Here is a 23,242-nt window from a genome sequence, read left to right on the forward strand (position 1 = left end):
TACCCTGTGACGAGTATGGCATTCCCGGCTTTCGCGCCCGAGCGGCGTACTCCTCTTCCCCGCTTAATCTCACCTATGAGCGTGACGTCGATGAACATACCGTTCCCCGACCTGGTGAGGTTGCCACCGATAACCGCAGCATTGAACGGGTTCAATTCGGCGAGAAATCCCCGGTACAACTCTTCCACATCGCTGACAGACATCTCCGCCTTGAGCCCCAGTGAGACAAGCGCATACACGGGCCTTCCGCCCATGGCTCCTATGTCACTGATGTTAACCGTCATCGCGCGACTTCCCAGGTCAAAGGGACTGATGCGCTCCAGCAGGAAGTGTCTGCCTTCGACGAGAGCATCGCACGTGACCAGGATTTCGTACCCGGCCCGCGGCAGGAAGGAAGCGGTGTCGTCGCCGATGCCTAGGGTGACTCTATCAGAACGGACGCCCTCCCTGTCGATCAGGTCGCTGATTCTTGCAATCAACCCGAACTCGCCTATGTCGCTAACCGTCTCAGGCATGCGGCTCTCCGATACAGGCCAGCAGGCACTTGGCGGCCTGTGCGGGGTCGTCCTGACAGCACACCGCTGAGATCACTGCAATGCCGTGTACACCTGCTTTCATGACAAGCGGGGTATTTGAGGTGGTAATGCCGCCTATGGCGACGATCGGCAAAGGGATGGTCGATACGATGCGTTCCAGAAGATCCAGCCCGCTTGCGGGGCCGGCGTCTGCCTTTGATCCTGTTGGGAAGACCGGTCCAAATCCTATATAGTCCGCCCCTTCCTCGACACACTTCCGTGCTTCTTCCATGGTGCCTGCCGAGCCGCCGATGATAGCCTTATCTCCGAGGAGCTTCCTTGCCAGGGGAATCGGAAAATCATCCTGCCCCAGATGAACGCCGTCAGCGCCGGACGCGATCGCCACGTCTACACGGTCATTAACAATGAAGATCACTCCGGCGTTCCTGCACAATCCCTGCATCTGCTCGGCCGCGCGGATCATCTCCCTGGTCGATCCGCCCTTTTCCCGCAACTGGATGGTATCCGCACCGCCCGCTATAGCAAGCGCTGCAAGCTCTGCGTGTGAACGACAGGTCTGCAGCACAGTGTCGGTGATGACGTGAAATCTTCCTATGTTCTTTTTCATGCGAGCTTCTAATTATAGCCGATATGGAGCAATGAAAAAAGTATTGCTCGTTGAGAGTAGAACAGGCGGGAGGTTTCTCTCCCGCCTGTTTGACAATGGTTGGCAGTGCAGCCTTGAAGAACGGCGTCCGCGATCGCGTCGGCCGAGCCGCACCTATGCGGTCTTCTCCTTCAGCACCTGCCTGTCCTCGAGTACTTTCATTTTGATGCCCGACCCCGCGCCAGGCAGGGGCGCTACGGGGTTCGTAAGCAGGAAGTTTCCGGAGACGATCCATTCTTTTAACGCAGAGGCAATGACACGCGCCTTCGAGTAACTGGAGATGGGAAAGGTCGGCACCTCTTTGCCCTCTATCACGATCTTACCTGACTTAAGCTGCGCGTAACTTGCCTCGCCAAGGCTCCTGGCAACGCGGTTGGGATAATCGTCACTGTAGTCGACGATCTGCGTGTAAAGATCAGCGTCGGTGCGAGAGGTGAAGTAAGCCATCTCTTCATCGATAATTGGTATGGGCACACCCACGCCCACAATCAGCGTGGCGCCGTAGCCAGTGAAGCTCGCACCTTTCACGTAGTCAGGGCTCATCTGTTTCGTATCTCCTATCAGCGCGAGTGTGCCGCCGGGGGCCCGCGGGAGCCCGTCAGGGCTGCGCAAGATCTCCGGGCTGTGCTGTGTCCCCTGCCATGCCACGTAACCGACGCCGCCTCCCAGGAAAAGCCTCGTTCCTATCCCTATGGTCCTGTACTTCGGGTCCTTCAAAAGGGGCGATAACTGCCCCGCACTGCAGTAGTTGGCGTTGCCGATGTTCGGTTTTATGGTGCCCATGTACGTATAGATCACTTTGTCGGAAAGGTTCACCGCAATGTTGTAGTTCTGGTAACTGTTCCTTGGATTGAAAAGGTAGGCTTCGTTCACCGAGTCCTTGTTGATATAGGTCTCAATTTTCTTGCGTGGGTAACAGTCTGTGCCGTAGGCGTGAGCCTCAAGCCTGATATCCTGTCCTGCGACAAAGTCTTCGATCAGGTGGCCACCGCCGTAACTGAAGGCTCCCGGGTAGACCTTGTTGCGGGGATCGTCGTCTGGAATCGCAGTCGCGCCCACGTAAATGTCAACAGCGGCGAGCCCTGCATAGCAGGGGATATCGTTCAGGTAACAACTTCCGCCGCCCAGTTTTATTCTGGGCTTGCTGTGGCCGAGATTGATAAACAATCCACTGGAACACATCGGGCCGAACGTGCCGGTGGTGACAACGTCCACCTGTTCGGAAGCCGCCTTGACGCCTTTGTCCTTGACGATGCCAATCATCTCTTCAGCAGTCACGACTACCGCCTTGCCCTGCTGTATCTTTTCGTTTATCTCTTCTATGGTTTTCATTTGTGTTCTCCTTATCTCGCTTTATCTCTTCTTTTATCCGGCTGCCGGTCCGCGCCCTTTCTCCGTTATTGCTTCGCCCCGAGCGATACATGAAGCTGTTGCCCATCCGGCTCTGGTTAGATCGCTCTTGATGCTGCTGCAGCGTGTGTGATGGTGGTGGACGTCAGGAATGAAGCGAGGCTTCGAGTCGCGCTGGATTATTGCACACGCTCAGTCGCTGACGTGCCATGGCTAGCCCCGGGCGGGGCCGTGCATTATCCATAGGCTGACCCTTGAGCGGGAGTTTTGGTAACGTATACCCTTGTGGTGTTGTGGTGAGCCTCTCATTGCTCCTCTACGAAGGTGGGGATACTATAGTATTTCCTACTCGGCTTGTCAAGTATTACTTGTGCGTTACGTGGATCGGCATCTAGCCAGCCTTTTAACTTGATAATTGTAATGTGGTAAGGTGCCCCTTGACCCATACACCCCGGACCTATAATATAACTGCGTGCTCACCGTCTCAAACCTCACCAAGTCTTACGCTGAACACGTGATTTTCGATAATGTCACGTTTACTGTCAGCAGCCAGGAACGCGTGGGCCTCGTGGGCAGGAACGGCAGCGGAAAAACGACTCTGTTCCGGCTGCTCCTCGGAGAAGAACAGTGCGATTCAGGGGCGATCACCACGCCCAAATACTATACCTTAGGGCATCTTTCACAACACGTGGACTTCAGCAGAGAAACAGTCCTCGAAGAGGCATGCCGAGACCTGAAGCAGGAGGATGACGGACGGGATACGTCTTACAAAGTCAAAGCTATCCTGCTTGGTTTGGGGTTCCTTGAAACAGACTTCGGGCGTAATCCTCTGGAGTTGTCCGGAGGCTTTCAGATCCGGCTCAACCTCGCCCGCGTGCTCGCCGGTCAGCCAAACCTTCTCCTTCTGGATGAGCCCACGAACTACCTGGACATTGTCTCCGTGCGGTGGCTGACCAGATTTCTGCGCGAGTGGAAGAATGAGCTTATCCTGATCACCCATGATCGGGCCTTCATGGATAGCGTCACAACCCACACCATGGGTATCCATCGCCGCAAAATACGCAAGGTCTCGGGATCAACGGGTAAACTCTACGAACAGATAGTGCTCGAAGAAGAGATCCACGAGAAGACGCGGGTCCATGAAGAGAGGAAACGGAAGGAACTGGAAGAGTTTATAAATAGATTCCGTGCACAGGCGACCCGCGCCCGTGCTGTCCAGTCGCGCATCCGCTCCCTCCAGAAGAAAGAGAAATTACAGAAACTGGACAAGCCGCGTAACCTTGATTTTGAGTTCCCTCATGCTCCCTTCCATGGAAAATGGGTTCTCGAGGCCCATGAGATATCTTTTTCTTTCAGCGAGGAATCTCCGCTTATCTCCGAACTGAGCATGGCAGTCGGGAGAAAGGACCGCATAGGCATCATCGGCAAGAACGGCAAGGGTAAGACCACGCTTCTCAATCTTCTGGCGGGAGAACTGAAACCGATGCATGGCTTTGTAACCTTCCACGAAAATTTGAAGAGCGCGTACTTCGGCCAGACGAACATCGACCGGCTCGATCCCGACAACACGGTTCAGGAAGAGGTGCTCTCGGTGAACGGTGAGTTGAGCCCTAATACTATCCGCAACATTTGCGGTGCCATGCTTTTCGAAGGCAGCGCAGCGCTGAAGAAGGTGGGGGTGCTCTCAGGCGGGGAAAAGAGCCGCGTGCTGCTGGCCAAGCTTCTCGTTACTCCCGTCAATCTGCTACTGCTGGATGAACCCACAAACCACCTGGACATGGAGTCTATAGATTCCCTGATCGATGCGATGGATGCCTTTTCGGGTGCTGTGCTGATTGCCACGCACAGCGAGATGGTACTCCATGCAGTCGCCACGCGTCTCGTGGTTTTCGACGGCGATCGTCCCTGGCTGTTCGAAGGAACCTACCAGGACTTTCTCGACCGCGTCGGCTGGAAAGACGAAGAGACTGCGCCGAACGAGACGTCTCGCATTCCTGAAATACAAAGAAAGAAATCAGAAAGAAGAGACCTGCGAAGGATCCGCGCGGAGATCATCGGCAACCGCTCACGCGCCTTGACGCCTCTTCAGAGTCGCGTTCGTGAGCTTGAGTCGCAGATAATTGCCCTCGAGGAGCAGGTAAAGGAAGACAATGCCACCCTTCTTCGGGCGTCGCAGCAAGGGTCCGGAAGATCGATAGCTGCGCTTTCCATTTCGATCCACGAGTCCAGAAAGAAAATTGAAGCTCTTTTTGAGGAATTGGAGCAGGCCTCACTTGAACTACATCTCAAGTCAAAAGAATTTGAGACAATGTTCAAGGAGTTGGAGCAAAAGACTTAGAAAGCAGATCTCTCTCCACCTCGTAATCGAGTTTGTCGAGGGCTTCTTCTGGAGAAAGCCAGAGCACCTCCTTCACCTCTGACGTATCGGTGAACAGGCACTCATTGACCGCTTCCATCGCAAAGTACAACACGAGCTTGGGTTTTCCCTTAGCCTGGTATGAAGTGGAGCCTGCAAAGCCTGTTATCCGCACTTCACAGCCGGTCTCTTCCTTCACTTCCCTGACAGCAGCCTCTTCCCACGTCTCATCCCCCTTCAGTTTGCCCTTGGGCAGCGACCAATCATCGTACCGCGACCTATGGATCACGGCAAGCTTGCGCCCCTCGGGGGTATCTTTCCAGACTATACCGCCAGCAGCGTAGATCACGCTTCAGCCTCCTATCTTTTTGTGCCACCATATTAAGGTCTTTGTCAATGCGTTCCTCGAAGAAAACTTCTAAATCCTGAGCTCGAAATTCTAAACGGTCTCGAATTACCCACTACCAAATGTCCCGAACGCGTTTGGACTGCCGCGCCTTCAGGTTTGAGAATTTTGAAGATTGGGATTTGTCTGGGATTTGGATATTCGGATTTAGAATTTTAACTAGCCCTGCTTCGGGAAGGAGATGGTGAAGGTGGTGCCGTTGTTCCTTGAAAGCTCCATCGTTCCGCCCAATTGATCCACAAGAGCGGTCACCAGTTGGAAGCCGAGTGACTCTGTGTTGCGAAAATCGATACGCTCAGGAAAACCTATCCCATTGTCCGAGACAACGAGTGCTACGCCTTCATCACGAGGGGTAAGCCTGACACTGACTTCCCCCTTGCGGCCGTGTGGAAAGGCATGTTTGAGGGCGTTCGTGAGGAGCTCATTGATGATAAGACCGCACGGTATGCCAACATTGACATCGAAATAAACATCCCTCACGTCAAGAAGGAGGACAACCGAATCCCGCTCGAGACGATACGAGTCGATAAGATCGGCGGCCAGCTTCCGGATATAGTCTGCGAAATCGATTTGCGCGAGATCGCTTGACTGATAAAGTTTTGTATGGATGAGCGCCATGGTCTTGACCCGGTTCTGGCTCTCGCGGAAGATTTCAAGCGTCTTCTTGTCTTTGATGTACTTCGACTGCATGTTGAGAAGACTCGATATGACTGCGAGGTTGTTCTTCACACGGTGATGGATCTCCTTCAACAGTACTTCCTTTTCTTTGAGAGCAATTTTCAGTTGCTCTTCCGACCGCTTTCGCTCAGTGATGTCCCGGACGACGATAACCAGTACAGCCCGTCCGCTGGAATCATCTGAGGTTTCGGTCACCGTGCACTCGGTGATAATGAGCGTCCCGTCTTTACGCCGTGCCGGGAACTCCGCGTTAAACAGCCCTTCACCGACGAGCGCCGACGAGAGACGATTGTAAAACACGTCATAGTCGGCTTTGCTCTGATGCAAAAATCCGAGCGTTCTACCCATCACCTCTTCTTTCTTGTAGCCGAAGATCTCCTCCACCGCGCTGTTGCAGGTGATGATAGTGTGAGCCGACTGGTCCATGACGAAAACGGCTTCCTTGAGGCTCGCGAAGGTTCTCTCGAGAAGCATGTTGGCCAGGCGCAGGGACTCTTCGGCGCGTTTCCGCTCCGTGATATTTCTGGCAAAGAAGACAACCGCCGAGACGTCGCCGGTCTTATCCACGACAGGAGAAATCTGCGTGAGAAACCACATGGTCTTTCTGCGCCACGGGACCTTCTGCTCGAAGTTGAGACTCTGGCGCGTGGCGGCGACATGTTTGACTCTCACCAGAACGCTGGCGGCTATCGTGGGGTCAAGAAAATCGGCTGCTGTCTTTCCTATGACATCCTCGGGCTTCAGCGCGTACCGGCTCGGGCCGTTGTAATAGAGGCACCGCCCATGCACATCGAGCATGGCGACAATGATATCTTCCGTGCTCTCCAGGAGAAGGCGGAGACGTTGCTCGCTTTCTCTCAAAGCCTTCTCGGTCCAGGTTCTGCTGGCCTCAAGGCCTTCGAGCTCTCTGACTCGCTGCCTGAGGCTGGTAAGTTCGTTTATGAGTGCTTGCTTCGGTTTGTTCTCCGGTTTCTCCTCAACCTCGCCGAAGAGCAACGCGGCGTTTGTCCCCCTGGAGGTGGAACCGCCGCGTCCGGTAAGAAATCCTTTAGGATTCATGGTACCTGAAATTTATGCAATTCTTGTGCCTATTGTGAAACATAAGGGAACCGGCAAGTCATACTCAAAGGAAGACCAAGCGGTAATGTTCAAAGACAACGGCAATCCACTTAAATTCTTTTGCGGGTACTGTCGTGAGGATTGTGACGCGAAGCTCGGTTGGCCTCCCTTAGTAAAGGCACCACCCGATTAGGCTCTTTCATGGCGAGTGCGAGGATTTGCAGAACATTCAGATGCCTCTGCCTGCCTTCTATTGCAATTATGCAATATAATGTAGTCATCTGAAATGTAAATTATTGCAGTTCTGCAATATATATACTGTTGTTTCGATGCAGCTGTAAATGTATAAGACCTCGTATTTACAACGTATTCAAAACTTCCGATAAGGAAAGCAATCTGGCATATTGGTTGCGACGTGAGGATTGAAATTTAGACTGTCCATGGTGGACCGATCCTCAGTTTCGGCCACGCGGCAATCTTATTTCAATTGCCAATAGACTAAAGCCCTCGTCGGGGAAGAAATGGGATTGTCTAAAAACTGATTATTTGAAGGGAAGTCCACTATGAAAAAGCGTTTTTGCAGTCTGCTCTCCGCCTGTACATTGCTTCTCTACGGCCTTCTTTTCTCCCATGCTGGTTTGTCCTATGCCGACCCTCTCGACGCGTGGCACTGGAGAAACCCTTTGCCGCAGGGTAACCCACTCACGGGCGTCGGTTACGGCAATGGCGTCTTCGTGGCCGTGGGTGATGTCGGCGCCATCCTCAGCTCTTCCGATAACGGGGGCACCTGGACCATGCAGACCTCGGGGGTGACAACGACGCTCAGCGGGGTCACCTATGGCAATGGTGTCTTCGTGGCCGTGGGTTGGAGCGGTACCATCCTCACCTCTGCCGACGGGGTTAGCTGGATCAGGCAGACCTCAGGGGTGACAACAACGCTCAGCGGGGTCACCTACGGCAATGGTGTCTTCGTGGCCGTGGGAACGACGGGCAGCATCCTCACCTCTGCCGACGGGGTTAGCTGGACCAGCCGGACCTCGGGAGTGACAGAAGCCCTTAACAACGTCACCTATGGCAACAGCACGTTCGTGGCCGTGGGAACGACGGGCACCATCCTCACCTCTGCCGACGGCGTGACATGGAACCAAAGAGGCTCGGGAGTAACAGAAATCCTCTACGGCGTCACCTATGGCAACGGTATCTTCGTGGCGGTCGGTGAGCTGGGTGACGTCCTCATCTCACCCGACGGGGTAAACTGGAACTGGAGCGGAAACCCGGACGTGTACGATGTCCTGTACGCAGTCGCGTATGGCAATGGCACCTTTGTGGCGATGGGAGGAGGTATCCTTGCCAGCACCATTCTCACCTCCACCGACGGGGTCACCTGGAACCTGAGTCCCTCGGGCACAGCCAGACCGCTTTTCGGCGTCGCGTACGGCAACAACACCTTCGCGGCCGTAGGTGATATCGGCACCATCCTCACGTCTGCGGACAGTGGGGGCGCCTGGACGTTGAAAACCATGGGCCCAACGAACCCCCTCTATGGGGTCGCCTACGGCAACAACACCTTGCTGGCTGTGGGTTTAGGCGGCACCATCCTCACCTCTGCCAACGGGGTCACCTGGACCAACCAAACCTCAGGCACAAGTAGGCTGCTGTATGGGCTTACTTACGGTAACGGCTCCTTCGTGGCTGTGGGTTCAAGCGGTACGATCCTCACCTCTCCCAACGGGACCAGTTGGACACCCGCGACGTCGGGCACGAGTAGAGTCCTGTATGGGCTTACTTACGGTAACGGCTCCTTCGTGGCCGTGGGTTCAAGCGGTACGATCCTCACCTCTCCCAACGGGACCAGCTGGACCCCACATGCCTCCGGTGTGGCAGGCGCCTTCCACGGGATTGCGTTCGGTAACAACACCTTCGTGGCCGTGGGGGACGCTGGAACCATCCTCACCTCACCCAACGGGACCAGCTGGACCCCAGGTACCTCCGGTGTGGCAGATAACCTTTACGGGGTTGTGTTCGGTAACAACACCTTCGTGGCTGTGGGGGACGCTGGAACCATCCTCACCTCACCCAACGGGACCAGTTGGACCCCGGGGACCTCCGGTGTGGCAGATACCCTTTACGGGGTTGTGTTCGGTAACAACACCTTCGTGGCCGTGGGGGACGCTGGAACCATCCTCACCTCACCCAACGGGACCAGTTGGGCCCCAATCTCCGCTACGACGGTTCCTCTTTATGGGATCGGCTATGACAACAATACCTTCGTGGCTGTGGGGGACTTCGGCGCTATCATTCAGTCCAGCGGTGTGACACCAATCAATGGCCAGTGCGGCTCATCCAATGGCGGGGCCTTCACTGCGGCGCCCAGCAGCAACCTCTGTACCGCGGGCACCGCGAGTACGGTCAGCGGTACCGGGCCGTGGACCTGGAACTGCCAGGGATCGAATGGCGGCACGTCGGCGAGCTGTTCGGCTTACATGCAGACCGCAGTGCCGGCAAGTCCCGTTTATTGCCTCTATAACATGAGTACCGGTACGCACTTCTACACGATCTCCGCTGTTGAAAAAGATATGGCGATCGGATTCTTCTCTAATTTCCGTTATGAAGGCATCGCCGCATATGCTTACGAGGCAATGCAGCCGGGTACGTCGCCTGTCTACCGCTTCTATGACACGCGCACAGGAACGCACTTCTTCACCATGTCAGAGGAGGAAAAGAACGGAGTTATGCAGACAATGCCCTGGTACCGCTATGAAGGCATCGCCTGGTATGGCTACAGCACGAGCCAGCCCGGCACCCTGCCGGTTTACCGTTTCTTGAATTCAACAACCGGTACCCACTATTACGCGCTGTCGGCAGACGAGAGAGATTGGCTCATCCAGTCCTTGCCTAACTGGAGTCTGGAAGGCATCGCATACTACGTCTACCCGACGAGTCAGCCCTCTGCCACTCCTGTCCATCTTTTTTACGAGATGACGAGGGGCATCTATTTCTATACGGTTTCCGACGCGGAAAAGGACACGATCGAGCTTACGCGACCCGATTACCGTTATCAGGGCCCCTCACACTATGTGTTTGGGACCAGCGAGCCGGGTACTTCGCCTGTCTACCGCTTCTATGACACGCGCACAGGAACGCACTTCTTCACCATATCAGAGGAGGAAAAGAACGGAGTCATGCAGGCAATGCCCTGGTACCGCTATGAAGGCATCACCTGGTATGGCTACAGCACGAGCCAGCCCGGTACATTGCCGGTCTACCGCTTCTTCGATACCGTCGCTGGGACGCATATCTTTACTATCTCAGAATCAGAACGGCAGATGTTCGGGCAATATGGATTCCAGTATCGCTTTGAAGGTACGGCATATTATGCGTATCCGGGGAGCGAGTTGGGGGCGCCACCGGTTCTTCGGATTTATAGTCTGCAGGCATGGGCCGGTCTCTAAGCCGGCTCCGCCTTCAAGAGGACGTACCTGCTGGAGGCCGGTGTTGGATGTTTGTCGCAATTCTGCCGCAATCGACACGGCACAGGAACTGCCACACCTCGGAGAACCGCCTAAAACAAGGTGAGCGAGAGTGGTGAAATTGGTGTACGCACGGAACTCGGGGATGTAGGGCGAGGAAGCAGCGAGGACCGTTTTTGCCGGGCACCCGTGAGCAACTGTTTATCAAGCGGGGCAGACACGTCTACACGGGTGGCGAGAGGAGACTGGCGCAGTGACAATGACGCTATACGCTTGAAGGCAAAACGGCGACTAGAGGATTACGAATTTTTTGATATACGCCGCGATCTCCTCAGGATCATCCATGACTTTGAATATCCCCATCTCTTCCTTCGAGATTGTGCCTCGTGCAACCATGCTCTTTTCCATCCACTCAACAAGGCTGCTCCAGAAATCAGAGCCCACGAGGATGACCGGGAAAGGTCGTATCTTGTTGGTCTGCACCAGGGTGACGGCCTCAAAGAATTCGTCGAGCGTCCCGAATCCACCGGGGAGCACGACATAGGCAATTGCGTACTTGATGAACATTACCTTGCGGATGAAGAAATATTTGAAGCTCAACGGCACGGTGATGAAGGGATTCGGTTTTTGTTCGTAGGGCAATTCAATGTTGATGCCGATAGATTTCACCCCTTCTTCCTTCGCGCCCTTGTTTACGGCTTCCATGACGCCGGGCCCGCCACCCGTGATCAGGTTGAACTTGTTGCGGGCGAGGACCCTGGCCAATTCATAAGCTGTGCTGTATAGCTGGTCTCCCTTCTGCGCCCGGGCGCTGCCGAACACGGTGACTGCGGGTTGCACATCCGAGAGGTTCTCGAAGCCCTCGACAAATTCTGCCATGATGTGGAAAAGACGCCACGAATCCTTCAGTGTGATGTAATCAAGCATGTACTGCTTTTCCATGTGTTATCCTTTTGGCCTTGAGATTTAGGAGTTTCACATATAATATGTAAGATGCAAATTGCATGTCAAAGGAAAACCGCACCGGTCAAATCAATCATCAGCGAACGTGCGGGGTCCTGACCGTCTCTGCGTGAAGAGAGCTCGCACCTCAGAGCCTCTGCGCATATCGAAAGGGTGTCGCACTTCACCATGAAAAAAGAAACGATGAGAATAGGCATTGATGTCGGGGGCACCAAGATCGCTGCAGGGCTCGTAAGCAAGTCCGGCCACGTCACCTTTCGAAAAAAGATCAAAACAGCAGCGGACAAAGGTTATCCCGCGGTCAAAGATCAGATTACCAGTCTCGTGAGCGCTCTTCTCTCGGAGGCCTCCCTGGACCCGAAGGATATAGAAGGGCTGGGTATAGCCTGCGCGGGCCAGATCGACCAGAGGACAAAGAAGGTCATCTTCTCGCCGAACCTCAAATGGACAGATGCTCCGCTCAAAGAGGACGTGGAGGCAACTACCGGTATCCGTACCCTAATTGAGAATGACGTAAACGCAGCGGCTTACGGCGAATGGAGGTTTGGATTTCACAAAGAGGGCTCCGACATCGTTGCTCTTTACCTGGGTACGGGCGTTGGCGGCGGCCTGATTTTGAAAGGCAGGCTCTACCGGGGCTCTCGCGGTGTAGGGGGCGAAATCGGCCACATCACACTTAACCCGCACGGCTACCAGTGTCAATGCGGCAACAAAGGCTGCTTTGAAGCATACTGCGGCGGCTCGTATATCGAGAAAAGATTGAGGCAGTACCTCGCGGAAGGTTACCGTGGGAAGCTCTGGGAGATCGTCGAAGGCCGAATAGAGAACGCCACTGTGACCCGCTTGGAAGAAGGCAATCTCCTCGGAGATGCACTTTGCAACCGGTTATGGACAGAGGTCGTTGAGTACCTTGGCTCGGCTCTTCAAAGCATTGCCAATCTTCTCAACCCTGAGTTGATCATTGTGGGTGGAGGGGTTGTGACCGGCACAAAGCGACTGATCGACGAAGCCAGGCTCGTCATGCAACGACGGGCCATGCCGGCCTCCATTGCAGGACTCAAAATCGAACGTGCGAGAATGGGGAATGACGCGCCGCTGCTGGGTGCAGCCCACTTGCTTGACGAGTAAGAAAAAGGACGGAACGATGAATAGATCGATATTCAGGGAATACGACATCAGAGGCAACGTGCAGCGAGACCTCACGGACGACGTTGTGTCAGACATCGGCAAGGCTTTGGCGACCTACATGAAGGAGCGGGGTAAACGAGTCGCGACCATCGGCAGGGATTGCAGGCTCAGCTCGGAACATTACAGGGACCTTCTCGTCGAGTCAATGGTCAAGGGCGGCCTCGATGTGACCGACCTGGGTGTAGTGCCCACGCCGCTCTTTTACTTTTCCCTCTTCAAGCTGAACGCCGAAGGCGGCGTCATGGTGACGGGAAGCCATAACCCCCCGGAGTTCAACGGCTTCAAAGTGGCGTTTGATAGAACAACACTCTACGGCCCCGAGATCCAGTCGCTGGGCGATATCATCGAGCAGAAACGGTTTGTACAGGGTAATGGTTCCTGCAGCCAATATCCCACCATTGTTGCGGACTACTACAGCTATTTGAGAGGAAATCTGCACCTCGACAGGAAACTGAAGGTAGCGGTCGACGCCGGCAACGGCACTGCCGGCGTGGTTGCCTGCCCCATCATGGAAGAGATGGGACAGGAAGTGATCCCTCTCTTTTGCGATATGGACGGCCATTTCCCGAACCACTTTCCTGACCCGACCGTCGAAACAAATATGGAAGCTCTCAAGAAAACCGTGCTCGATACCGGTGCAGACCTGGGCATCGGTTACGATGGCGATGGCGACAGGATTGGCGTGATCGACGAAAAGGGAAACATCATCTGGGGTGACTACCTGATGATCATTTTTGCACGGGAGATCCTGAAAGCCCACAAGGGAGCCTCATTTGTGTCAGAGGTAAAATGCTCCAAGAACCTCTACGAAGACATAGAGAAGAACGGCGGGAAAGCCGTAATGTGGAAAGCAGGCCACTCGCTTATTAAAAAGAAGATGAAAGAAGTGAATGCTGTCCTGGGCGGTGAGATGAGCGGACATATGTTTTTTGCCGACAATTTTTTCGGTTACGATGATGCGGTCTATGCCTCACTGCGTCTTCTTGAACTCATGGGGAAGCGGAATGCGCCCCTCTCTCAATTCCTGAGCGATCTTCCAAAGACGTTCTCCACGCCGGAGATCAGAGTCGATTGCGCGGAAGATGTGAAGTTCGGCCTGGTGCAAGAGCTGACAGACTTTTACCGGCAGAAGTTTCCCGTCATCGACATCGACGGCGTGCGGGTCGTACTGCCTGACGGCTGGGGGCTCGTGCGCGCTTCGAACACGCAACCCATCCTTGTGCTGCGTTTTGAAGCGGACACGCAGCAGGGGCTGGAGCGAATCCAGCGGATGGTCATGAACGATCTTCAGCGCATCATGAAGGAGCGGGAGTGATTGCCCGCGGCCTAAGGCCCGCTGCTCACGGCTTACGGCTCACGTCTCACTTTTTTGACTGGGTTTTGCATGCTTGATATCCCCCGCCACGTCATGAAGCCCGGGCGCTACATCGGCACCGAGCCAAACGCCCCTCACAAAGACCTGAAGACCGTCGACGTACGTTTTGCCCTCTGCTATCCCGATATATATGAAGTCGGCATGTCGTACCATGGTTTCTTCATTCTCTATGAGATTGCCAACAGCATGGACCGGGTCTGGTGCGAGCGTTGCTTCGCACCGTGGCACGACATGGAAACGTACATGAGGGAGCAGCACATCCCCCTGTTCACCCTCGAGTCGAAGACGCCCCTTTCCCAGATGGACCTCGTTGGTTTTTCGCTCACCTACGAGATGAACATTACCAACGTGCTGAACATGCTCGACCTCGCGTCGATTCCGCTGGATGCGGCCGAGCGCGATGCGGGCCCGATAATAATCGGCGGAGGCCCGCTCGTGCTCAATCCGAAGCCTTTTGAGCGCTTCTTCGACTTGCTCGTGGTAGGCGAGGCGGAATCGGTCATTAAGGACCTGCTCGTAAGACTCGGGAAGATGAAAGGCCTGCCCAGAGCAACAATGGTACAGGAACTGGCCGCAGTGGACGGCGTATATGCGCCGCTTCTGGGCGCGGAACGCGTCAGGCGGCTCTATGTCGACGATCTGGATGCCTCGTACCATCCTGTCCGGCCGCCCATTCCTGTGGCGAGCAGCATTCACGACAGGTTGAACGTGGAGATTTCCAGGGGCTGCGGCAACGGATGCAGATTCTGCATGGCGGGGTTCGGCTACAGGCCCTACAGGGAGCGAAGCGTCGCAGTTCTCACCGAGATAATAAGAGAAGCGCTTGGCCAAACAGGCTATGAGGAAATCTCTTTGCTCTCCTTGAGCTCGGGGGATTACAGTCATCTCTACGAGCTTTTGTCCCATGTAAGGTCCCGTTTCGAAGGCGTTTCAGTTTCGCTTCCTTCTCTCAAAATAGGCAGCGTGAGTGAAGAGAACATACGGCTCCTCGGAGAGGGCGCACGGGGCGGATTTACTTTCGCGCTTGAGGCGGCATCGCCCGGCCTTCGGGACAGGTTGAACAAGAGCATGGATTTGGACCTTTTTTTGAGGCAGCTGCCTCTGCTACGGAAATACGGTTGGCGCAACGTGAAGCTCTACGTGATGATCGGTTTCCCGTGGGAGACCGAAGCGGACCTGCTTGCTATCCGCGAGGTGATCGAGCCGTTCGTGCGTCAGCGGATCGACGTCAACCTCTCTGTATCGCCCCTGACCCCTAAGCCGCACACCCCTTTTCAATGGGTGCCGATGGACTCCCAGGCAGTGCTGGAGGAGAAGATTTCCATCATCAGGCAGAACCTGCCGCGGCGAGGAGTCAAGCTGAGATTCCGAGACATCAAGCGCGCAATGGCCGAGGCCCTTATTGCCCGCGGAGATGAGCGCCTGACGCCTCTCTTCCTCTCTTTGCATGAGCAACACGTGAGGCTGGAGGCGTGGAGCGAGTTTTTCAGAGCCGATCTCTACGAAGCGTGGCTCAGCCGGCATGACGAAGTGAGGGAGAAGTTACTTGCCGGGCCGGCTATGGATGGGCCTCTGCCGTGGGATTTCATCGATACCGGGGTGGACCGTTCATTCATGCGCGAGGAACTGCACAGAGCCGAGACAGGTATAAGGACAGAAACCTGCTACGACTTCTGTGCGGGCTGCGGACTATTCTGCCCTCCGGGAAAGCGCGAAGGGAGCACGCTCGAGCGTGCAATAACCCTGGAGGAGGGCCCCCCGGAAGCGCTTCAGCCGCAGAGGCACAGCACCTATACGCTGAGGTATGGCAAGTACGGCGACGCGCGGTACATAGGGCATCTCGACACGGTCACCCTGTTGCTCCGAGCCCTGAGGGCTTCGCACTTGCGTCTTCGCCTTCACGGGAAATACCATCCGAAGCCCCGCATCTCGCTCTCCCCTGCCCTTCCGCTCGGCGTAGAAAGCATGTGCGAGCTTGCGGAGATAGAAGTCGACGCTGCGCCTCCCGTAGAGCCGACGCGCACCATCAATCTCATTAACAGCCATCTGCCTCGAGGACTGAAGGTGCTGGAGTTAGCGGAAGGCGGCATGAAAGTGCATGAGAGGGGCGACGTATACCTCCTCGTTTCGAAAAAAGGAGATGACGTCCGCGAGGGCATTCCGTGGAGGAGCGCAGGAAAGAAACTTTTTACGCTCTGGCGGGGGCAGGGTATCAAGACTCTCTGGCAATCCGCACAGTTTGAGAGAATCATACGCATAGAGGAGAAAAGGATTAATGGCGGCGGAACTGATAATCAACGTAACCTTCAATGAGACAAGGATCGCTTTCCTTGAAAACGGTCTTCTTGTCGAATTCTTCGTGGAGAGAAAGAACGACAAAAGCATCGTAGGCAACATCTACAAAGGCAAGGTGGCAAGGGTGGTGCCGGGGATGGATGCCGCCTTCGTGGACATCGGTCTCGACAAGTCGGCTTTTCTCTACGTGGCGGATGTGCTCATAGACGCGGGTATGTACGAGGAGTTCGAAGAGAGTGCTTCCCCCGTTGAGCCAAAGGAACGCATAGAGGGTGTGCTCGAAGAGGGGCAGGAGATCATCGTACAGGTGTCGAGAGAGGCTATCGGCCAGAAGGGTACCCGGGTAACGTCCAGAATCACCTTACCCGGAAAGCTCCTGGTGCTGATGCCCGGAAGCCAGCACATAGGCGTATCCCGGCGCATAGAAGGAGAGGAGGAGCGCAAAAGGCTGGCTACAATCCTCAAAGATCTGACCCCGAAAGGATACGGGCTAATTGCCAGGACAGCGTGTGAAGGAAAGCGCCCGGAAGAGTTGGAGGCCGACCTTAATTTTCTCCGGCGCATCTGGGAAGGCGTCCAGGAAAAGGGCAAGAAAGCACGCGCCCCCCGCATACTTCACCAGGACCTCGGCATGATATTCAGGGTGATACGGGACCTGCACTCTCACAGCCTCAAGAAGATCATCGTCGACGACATCTTCGTCTGCAAAATAATCGAGGAATTCCTGAAAGATAACCTGCCGGAAGAGGAGTGCGAAGTCACCCACTTCGATGAACGGGAGGACATATTCGATTATTACCGGATCGAAATCGAAATCGCAAAGCTCGCCTATAAGAAGATCTGGCTGAAATCGGGCGGCTACATAGTGTTCGACTATACGGAAGCGTTAACCGTCATTGATGTCAACACAGGCAAGTACCTGGGCAGAAGAGGCCTGGAGGATACAATTCTCAAGACCAACCTGGAGGCCGTTAAAGAAATTGCGTACCAGATACGGCTGCGCAACATAGGCGGCATTATCATCGTCGATTTCATCGACATGGAAAGGAAGGAATCGCGCGAAAGCGTTGTACAGCTCCTCATTGATGCGCTGAAAAAAGACAGGATCAAGACCTTTGTCTACCCGATCAGTGAACTGGGGCTCGTGCAACTCACCCGGAAGAGGACCAGGGAAAATGTTGTGAGCATGCTCAGCGAATCATGCCCCACGTGCGAAGGGTCGGGTTACGTCAAATCGCGCTTCACCGTCTGTTACGAGGTCTTGCGCGCGCTGAGAAGCGCCTGCAGGAAACAGGAAGGAAAACAGCTGAACATCCACCTGGCGCCCGAGGTGGCTCAGCTTCTGTACGAAGAAGAAAAGGCCTCCCTCGACTATCTGGAAAAAACCTTCGGAACGAAATTCAATATCATTGCAGATCCTGCCCTGGGGATCGAGAATTTCAACGTAGAAGGGGTGTACTGAGTGGGACTGGTACTCGTCGGACTTTACGTCGCCTGTGAAATCATAGCAAATGTAACCGCCGGCAGGCCGGTGCAGCTGGGGAGCATCATTGTGCCCTCGGCGGTCTTCGTCTACACCCTGACGTTCACGCTTGTTGATTTGATCCATGAAATTTACGGCAGGCGAGGGACACGCATGGTCGTCTATGCCGCCTTCCTGGCCAACATTCTCCTGGCGGTATACTCGTACCTTGTGGTCCACCTTCCTGCTCCCTCTTTTTTTTCAGAGAGTCATGCCTATGAGGTGGTCTTCGGTTCCACGCCGAGAATTGTCTTCGCCAGCCTGACAGCCTATCTCGCCAGTTCCCTCGTCGACATTGAAATCTACCACCTGTGGCGAAGTCGCGTACAACGATGGAAGTGGTCGCGGGTGCTCGCAAGCAACGTGGCCTCCACGTTTGTGGACAGCGCCGTCTTCATCTCCCTTGCCTTTTACGGCACCATGCCGATCGTTCCGCTTATCAAGGGGCAATACTACATCAAGATGTGCATCACATTGCTCAGCCTGCCCTTGATCTATATCCCATCGCTGCGGAGCAGGATGGTCAGAGGGGCAGTCCCGTGATTCGCACCTATTCCTCACCGGCAAAGGTAAACCTCCTTCTCAAGGTGCTGGGGAGAAGGCCCGACGGTTACCACAATATTGTGAGCATCGTCGATCTCATTTCCCTTGAAGATACCCTGCACGTAGAGGAATTGGCCGATGATCTTGTCATTGTGGAGGATGACAAGCGTCTTCTACCTTCCGGACACCCCAACACCGTCTACAGAGCGGCTATGCTCCTCAAGGAGACCTACCGCGTCAAACGAGGTGCCCGGTTCTTCATCGAGAAAAACATACCGATTGGCGCCGGGCTTGGCGGTCCGAGCAGCAACGCGGCAGCGGCTCTCCGCGCTCTGGTGGACATATGGGGCCTGCCGGTCATGCCTTCCGCCCTTTTTGAGATCGGCGCAAAGATCGGAGCAGACGTTCCGCTCTTTTTGTACGGTAAATCATGCATCATGAAAGGCATCGGGGAGCAGCTCACACCAATTCAATTGCCTCACATGTGGTACGTCATCGTCTACCCCGGTATAGCTTTGCATACAAGAGACGTATATGAGGGTTTAAAAATCCCATTGACATCGGCTCAAAATGAAGTTACATTGTTTCCACGGTTTTACACGGTTTTTGATGTCGCCCGGGTGTTGGAGAACGACTTGGAGAAAGTCGCCTTTTCTCTTCATCCTGAAGTACATATCGCAAAAAAGAGCTTACAAAACGCGGGGGCCATTGGTTCGCTGATGAGCGGGAGTGGCTCCTCGGTTTTTGGGGTGTTTGAAAGCGAAGGGGATGCGCGGGAAGCTGCAGAAAAAGCACGTGGTTTAGGAAATGTCTTCGTAGCCCACAGTCGATAGCAGGAGGGAGACATGGAGATCACCGGCGTCAAGATCTATCCCGTGAACGAGAAAAAGGTGAGGGCATACGCATCCATAGTGTTCGACCAATGCTTCATCGTGAGGGACCTGAAAGTTATAGACGGAGACACAAAGCTCTTCGTGGCCATGCCGAGCAAGAAGATGAAGGACGGTTCGTACCGCGATACGGCCCATCCTTTAAACAGCGACATGAGGGAGATGATCGAGTCAAGGGTCCTGGAAGCGTTTCACAGCCAGGCCGGGATGATTGGAACACCGATAGTCTGACGAGCTTTGGGGTGTCGTCAAGCGGTAAGACACGGGCCTTTGGAGCCCGCATTCGGAGGTTCGAATCCTCCCACCCCAGCATTTCTCCGGAGGTGGTAGTCAGTGGATAAACTGAAAATCTTTAGTGGCAGTGCAAACAGGGAAATCGCGGAAAGGATCTGCCAATTCCTCGGCGTAGAACACGGCAAAGCAAAGATAGGCCGGTTCTCCGACGGCGAGATCCAGGTTGAAATCGAAGAGTCCGTGCGCGGCATGGATACGTTTCTCATCCAGTCTACCTGCCCCCCTGTCAACGAAAACCTTATGGAACTCTTGATAATGCTCGATGCCATGAAAAGAGCGTCGGCTGCGCGCATCACCGTCGTTATGCCGTACTACGGGTATGCGAGACAGGACCGCAAGGTCACGCCGAGGGCTCCAATATCGGCTAAGCTTGTGGCTGACCTGATGGAGGTCGCGGGTGCTTCGAGAATTCTCGCCATGGACCTGCACGTCGGGCAGATCCAGGGCTTTTTCGATATACCCGTTGACCATCTTTACGCCCTGCCTGTGCAGCTCGAGTACTTCGGCAACATCGGCGGACAGATTGTGGTGGTATCACCCGATGCGGGAGGAGTCGAGCGGGCAAGGGAATTTGCCAAGAGGTTGAAGAATGCGTCGATCGCAATTATAGACAAAAGGCGAGAACAGGCCAACGTCTCGAAAGTAATGCACATAGTCGGTGATGTACGGGGCAAGGTGGCCATCCTTCTCGATGACATGATCGATACTGGCGGCACCATTGTGCAGGCCGCAGAGGCGCTGAGCAAGGATGGTGCGTCGATGGTGTATGCCGGCTGCACCCACGCAGTGCTTTCAGGCAATGCCATAGAAAAACTTAACGGTTCAAAGCTGCACAAGCTGGTAGTAACGAACACTATCCCGCTTCACGAAAAAGCTGACAAATTGCAGCGCCTCGAGGTGCTTGACGTCTCACCCATCCTTGGCGAGGCCATCAAGAGAATTCACGACGACGCATCGGTCAGCTCATTATTTGTGTAACTAAGGAGGAGGTTATCTCATGGAAGAAATACGCTTAAAGGCGGAATCCAGAGTGCAGGGCGGCAAGAACGTCGCTCGCAGGCTGCGGAGGGAGGGCGTGATCCCGGCTATTCTTTACGGTAAGGATGTGGAACCCCTTCCGTTGCGTGTATCGGCAAAAGAATGGCGAAACCTGCAAGGACGAGTAAAAAGCAACACGATTATCAAAATGGAACTGAAACGGAACGACCACGCGGAAGAAAGACCCGTCATGCTCAAGGATCTCCAACGGGCGACGCTGAGCGACGTGGTCCTGCACATAGACTTTCTACAGGTGTCCATGGAGCGCGCAGTCCAGGTTGAAGTGCCCATCCATCTCGTTGGCGACCCCGTAGGTGTTGTAAAAGGCGGAGTCATCGAGCAACACCTCAGGAGCATCATGGTGGAAAGCCTTCCCGGACAGATTCCTGAAAAGATCGACGTTGATATATCCGCCCTTGATATCGGCGATTCAGTCCACGTCAACGAGATCAGCCTGCCCGGCATAAAGCTCCTTGCACCTCCCGATGTAGCGGTCGTGGGTGTGACACCGCCGCAGGCAGAGGAGAAACCGGCAGAGGCTGCAGCACCGGCCGGAGAGGAAGCGGCCGTCCCTGCGGAAGAGAAGGAGGAGAAGAAGGAGGAGAAGAAGGAGAAGGAGAAGGAGAAAGCGTAGTTGTTCCTGCTTTGCGGCCTGGGCAATAAGGGTGCGGGATACAAGTATACGCGACACAACATCGGCTACCTCGTTGTAGATCGCTACGCTGATCGCTTCGGGATCCCGATGAACAAAAAGGCTTCGGGGTGCATACTCGGAGAAAAAAGTGATCTTATCCTGGCCAAGCCGGACACGTATATGAACCTGTCCGGCGGGCCGCTGGCATCACTTCTCAGAAAGAAGAAGATTCCCCTCGATAAGTTTATTCTCATCCACGATGATCTTGACATGGACTTCGGCAGAATCAAGATTCGATGGAACGGCAGTGACGGCGGTCACAAAGGCGTAAGGTCCGTTATCGAACTGCTCGGCTCTCCCCTCTTTCACCGGCTTAAAGTGGGCATAGGTCGGGACCCCGTGCTTTCACCGGAGGAGTACGTGCTCATACGTTTCAGGAAAGAAGAACTGGAACCTCTGTCCGAAATCCTGGACACGGCGGTAGATGCGCTCCAGACGCTCGTGACAGAGAGCCCGGCAAAGGCAATGAGCCTGTACAACAGAAGTTAAACAAACCTGTTGCGAGTTGCGGGTTAGAGGCAAAAAACATGGCGTTGCGGAACTCGGAACTCGTTAACAGTTTTGGTTTGTAACGGGGGTTTGCGTGGGTTTCTCGTGCGGCATCATAGGACTTCCCAATTCCGGAAAATCGACCATCTTCAACGCGCTCACCTCTCTCTGTGTCGCCGCTCAGCCGTACCCCTTCTGCACCATTGAACCGAATATGGGCATTGTACCTGTTCCTGATGCGCGTCTCGCCATGCTCGCGCGATTGGTCAAACCGGAGAAGGTCACGCCGACGTCAATAGAGTTTGTTGACATAGCAGGGCTCATCAAAGACGCGCACAAGGGAGAAGGGCTCGGGAACAAATTCCTTGGTCATATCAGGGCTGTGGATGCCATAGCCCACGTGGTGCGCTGCTTTAAGGCGGAGAACATACCCCACGTTTACGAGGATATCGATCCTGCACGTGATGCGGATGTCGTCGAGACTGAGATCCTCATCTCTGATTTGGACATCGTTGAGGAGCGACTCACCAAACTGGAACGGCTTGCCAAAGTCTCCAAAGAGAAGCATGAAGGGGAGCAACAGCTTCTTTTTAAAATCAAAGAGAGTTTGTCTCGCGGAGAATTCATCAGTAAAGAGAGTCTTGCCCTGGAAGAGGAGGAACTCGCACGATCATTCGGCCTCATTACAACGAAGCCGCTTTTTTACGTGGCCAACATTGATGAGAAGGAAATGGGTAGCGAGGGACCCGTGTGCTTCAAGGGGCTCCTGGGGCGGTGGGGTAGACCGGTGGTTCCTATCTGCGGAAGGCTCGAGGAGGAGCTTGCCTCCCTTCCCGCCGAGGATATGGCCTCCTTCATGGAACTTTACAGCATGAAGGAACGGGGCATAGAAGGAGTCATCGCGGCAGGCTATGCAATCCTTGATCTTATCACATTCTACACGCTGGTGGGTAAAGAACTGAGAGCATGGACCATCCCGAGACGCACCACGGCGTATGCTGCCGCAGGCAAGATACACACCGATATGCAGAGAGGCTTCATCAAAGCCGAAGTCATATCGTATGAGCATTTTGTACAGTGCGGCTCAGAGCACGCAGCTCGCGAGAAAGGCCTGGTAAGCGTTGAGGGAAAGGAGTATATAGTGCAGGATGGCGACATACTTCACATCCGCTTCAACGTGTGATACCAATTCGGCCTCAAGCGTATACCTTCGTTGTCGCTGCGTCGCACTATCCTCGACGTACACTAGTACGTCTGCGTCGACTCCTCGCTGCCGCCTCGGTCTCCCTCTTGAATCCGAATTGGTATAACAGTCCTCATACGAATTCGCACTGTCGGCAAGAAACCAAAAGCAAGAGAGATCAAGTCCTTATTCGAACCCTAGAACCCTAAGACCCTTCTCTACGGTAGGCGGATCTGCTCGAATTCAGCCCTGTCCAGGTGGCCATCG

The 23,242-nt window shown here is 54.6% G+C and carries 19 protein-coding genes and 1 tRNA gene; 14 read left to right on the forward strand and 6 right to left on the reverse strand.

What is annotated here, in order from left to right:
* The 3 genes from VMT71_06110 to VMT71_06120 all read right to left on the reverse strand — a co-directional run.
* A partial coding sequence (locus VMT71_06110; protein ID HVN23525.1) for a thiamine-phosphate kinase occupies positions 1 to 515 on the reverse strand: 515 nt, incomplete at its 3' end.
* Positions 508 to 1,143, reverse strand: coding sequence for a thiamine phosphate synthase (gene thiE / locus VMT71_06115; protein HVN23526.1), 636 nt, complete (start codon positions 1,141 to 1,143; stop codon positions 508 to 510). The genes thiE and VMT71_06110, both read right to left, overlap by 8 nt.
* 153 nt (positions 1,144 to 1,296) lie before the next feature.
* Positions 1,297 to 2,514, reverse strand: a complete 1,218-nt coding sequence (locus VMT71_06120) for a homocysteine biosynthesis protein (GenBank protein HVN23527.1) — start codon at positions 2,512 to 2,514, stop codon at positions 1,297 to 1,299.
* 490 nt (positions 2,515 to 3,004) lie between these two features.
* Between VMT71_06120 and VMT71_06125 the strand changes: the two genes are divergently transcribed.
* On the forward strand, positions 3,005 to 4,870 hold the full coding sequence (locus VMT71_06125; GenBank protein ID HVN23528.1) for an ATP-binding cassette domain-containing protein: 1,866 nt from the start codon (positions 3,005 to 3,007) through the stop codon (positions 4,868 to 4,870).
* On the opposite strand, the gene VMT71_06130 is transcribed toward VMT71_06125, so the two are convergent.
* Both VMT71_06130 and VMT71_06135 read right to left on the reverse strand, forming a co-directional pair.
* Complete coding sequence (locus tag VMT71_06130; GenBank protein ID HVN23529.1) at positions 4,845 to 5,237, reverse strand: NUDIX hydrolase; 393 nt, start codon at positions 5,235 to 5,237, stop codon at positions 4,845 to 4,847. The genes VMT71_06125 and VMT71_06130 overlap by 26 nt on opposite strands.
* Before the next feature lie 216 nt (positions 5,238 to 5,453).
* Complete coding sequence (locus tag VMT71_06135) at positions 5,454 to 7,031, reverse strand: PAS domain S-box protein (protein ID HVN23530.1); 1,578 nt, start codon at positions 7,029 to 7,031, stop codon at positions 5,454 to 5,456.
* Between the two features lie 563 nt (positions 7,032 to 7,594).
* On the opposite strand from VMT71_06135, the gene VMT71_06140 reads away from it, so the two are divergent.
* Positions 7,595 to 10,483, forward strand: a complete 2,889-nt coding sequence (locus VMT71_06140) for a hypothetical protein (protein ID HVN23531.1) — start codon at positions 7,595 to 7,597, stop codon at positions 10,481 to 10,483.
* A gap of 309 nt (positions 10,484 to 10,792) precedes the next feature.
* Here the strand turns inward: VMT71_06140 and VMT71_06145 are convergent, their stop codons facing one another.
* Entirely contained in the window at positions 10,793 to 11,443 is a 651-nt protein-coding gene (locus VMT71_06145; GenBank protein HVN23532.1) for a TIGR00730 family Rossman fold protein, read from the reverse strand.
* A 189-nt stretch (positions 11,444 to 11,632) separates the two neighbouring features.
* Here VMT71_06145 and VMT71_06150 point away from each other — a divergent pair, with 189 nt between their 5' ends.
* The 12 genes from VMT71_06150 (at position 11,633) to ychF (ending at position 22,975) form a co-directional block, all read left to right on the forward strand.
* The gene (locus VMT71_06150) at positions 11,633 to 12,592 is read left to right on the forward strand and encodes an ROK family protein (protein HVN23533.1); all 960 of its coding nucleotides are present in this window, start codon (positions 11,633 to 11,635) and stop codon (positions 12,590 to 12,592) included.
* 16 nt (positions 12,593 to 12,608) lie between these two features.
* Entirely contained in the window at positions 12,609 to 13,967 is a 1,359-nt protein-coding gene (locus VMT71_06155) for a phosphomannomutase/phosphoglucomutase (protein HVN23534.1), read from the forward strand.
* A gap of 69 nt (positions 13,968 to 14,036) precedes the next feature.
* A complete protein-coding gene (locus VMT71_06160; GenBank protein HVN23535.1) occupies positions 14,037 to 16,340 on the forward strand; it encodes a TIGR03936 family radical SAM-associated protein in 2,304 nt (767 codons plus the stop codon).
* Positions 16,303 to 17,784, forward strand: a complete 1,482-nt coding sequence (locus VMT71_06165) for an Rne/Rng family ribonuclease (protein HVN23536.1) — start codon at positions 16,303 to 16,305, stop codon at positions 17,782 to 17,784. The genes VMT71_06160 and VMT71_06165 overlap by 38 nt, the downstream gene beginning before the upstream one ends.
* Positions 17,785 to 18,387 (forward strand): queuosine precursor transporter, encoded by a 603-nt coding sequence (locus VMT71_06170; protein HVN23537.1) that lies wholly within the window; start codon positions 17,785 to 17,787, stop codon positions 18,385 to 18,387. It begins immediately after the preceding gene.
* Positions 18,384 to 19,220 (forward strand): 4-(cytidine 5'-diphospho)-2-C-methyl-D-erythritol kinase, encoded by an 837-nt coding sequence (ispE, locus tag VMT71_06175; protein ID HVN23538.1) that lies wholly within the window; start codon positions 18,384 to 18,386, stop codon positions 19,218 to 19,220. The genes VMT71_06170 and ispE overlap by 4 nt, the downstream gene beginning before the upstream one ends.
* Positions 19,221 to 19,232: 12 nt before the next feature.
* A complete protein-coding gene (gene spoVG, locus VMT71_06180; protein HVN23539.1) occupies positions 19,233 to 19,508 on the forward strand; it encodes a septation regulator SpoVG in 276 nt (91 codons plus the stop codon).
* Positions 19,509 to 19,515: 7 nt separating this feature from the next.
* Positions 19,516 to 19,587: transfer RNA gene (locus VMT71_06185), tRNA-Gln, on the forward strand.
* A 23-nt stretch (positions 19,588 to 19,610) separates the two neighbouring features.
* Positions 19,611 to 20,549, forward strand: coding sequence for a ribose-phosphate pyrophosphokinase (locus VMT71_06190; GenBank protein ID HVN23540.1), 939 nt, complete (start codon positions 19,611 to 19,613; stop codon positions 20,547 to 20,549).
* A 19-nt stretch (positions 20,550 to 20,568) separates the two neighbouring features.
* Positions 20,569 to 21,243 (forward strand): 50S ribosomal protein L25, encoded by a 675-nt coding sequence (locus tag VMT71_06195; protein ID HVN23541.1) that lies wholly within the window; start codon positions 20,569 to 20,571, stop codon positions 21,241 to 21,243.
* Entirely contained in the window at positions 21,244 to 21,792 is a 549-nt protein-coding gene (pth, locus tag VMT71_06200; GenBank protein HVN23542.1) for an aminoacyl-tRNA hydrolase, read from the forward strand.
* A 94-nt stretch (positions 21,793 to 21,886) separates the two neighbouring features.
* A complete protein-coding gene (gene ychF, locus VMT71_06205) occupies positions 21,887 to 22,975 on the forward strand; it encodes a redox-regulated ATPase YchF (protein ID HVN23543.1) in 1,089 nt (362 codons plus the stop codon).
* Positions 22,976 to 23,242 lie beyond the last annotated feature (267 nt).

Source organism: Syntrophorhabdales bacterium (genome assembly GCA_035541455.1).
Classification (GTDB): Bacteria; Desulfobacterota; Syntrophorhabdia; order Syntrophorhabdales; family WCHB1-27; genus JADGQN01.

What these genes read in the sequence shown, in the direction of transcription:
- thiE (HVN23526.1), bottom strand. Translation starts at nt 1,143, where the DNA reads ATGAAAAAGAACATAGGAAGATTTCACGTCATCACCGACACTGTGCTG.
- VMT71_06120 (HVN23527.1), bottom strand. Translation starts at nt 2,514, where the DNA reads ATGAAAACCATAGAAGAGATAAACGAAAAGATACAGCAGGGCAAGGCG.
- VMT71_06135 (HVN23530.1), bottom strand. Translation starts at nt 7,031, where the DNA reads ATGAATCCTAAAGGATTTCTTACCGGACGCGGCGGTTCCACCTCCAGG.
- VMT71_06140 (HVN23531.1), top strand. Translation starts at nt 7,595, where the DNA reads ATGAAAAAGCGTTTTTGCAGTCTGCTCTCCGCCTGTACATTGCTTCTC.
- VMT71_06145 (HVN23532.1), bottom strand. Translation starts at nt 11,443, where the DNA reads ATGGAAAAGCAGTACATGCTTGATTACATCACACTGAAGGATTCGTGG.
- VMT71_06150 (HVN23533.1), top strand. Translation starts at nt 11,633, where the DNA reads ATGAAAAAAGAAACGATGAGAATAGGCATTGATGTCGGGGGCACCAAG.
- VMT71_06155 (HVN23534.1), top strand. Translation starts at nt 12,609, where the DNA reads ATGAATAGATCGATATTCAGGGAATACGACATCAGAGGCAACGTGCAG.
- VMT71_06160 (HVN23535.1), top strand. Translation starts at nt 14,037, where the DNA reads ATGCTTGATATCCCCCGCCACGTCATGAAGCCCGGGCGCTACATCGGC.
- VMT71_06165 (HVN23536.1), top strand. Translation starts at nt 16,303, where the DNA reads ATGGCGGCGGAACTGATAATCAACGTAACCTTCAATGAGACAAGGATC.
- spoVG (HVN23539.1), top strand. Translation starts at nt 19,233, where the DNA reads ATGGAGATCACCGGCGTCAAGATCTATCCCGTGAACGAGAAAAAGGTG.
- VMT71_06195 (HVN23541.1), top strand. Translation starts at nt 20,569, where the DNA reads ATGGAAGAAATACGCTTAAAGGCGGAATCCAGAGTGCAGGGCGGCAAG.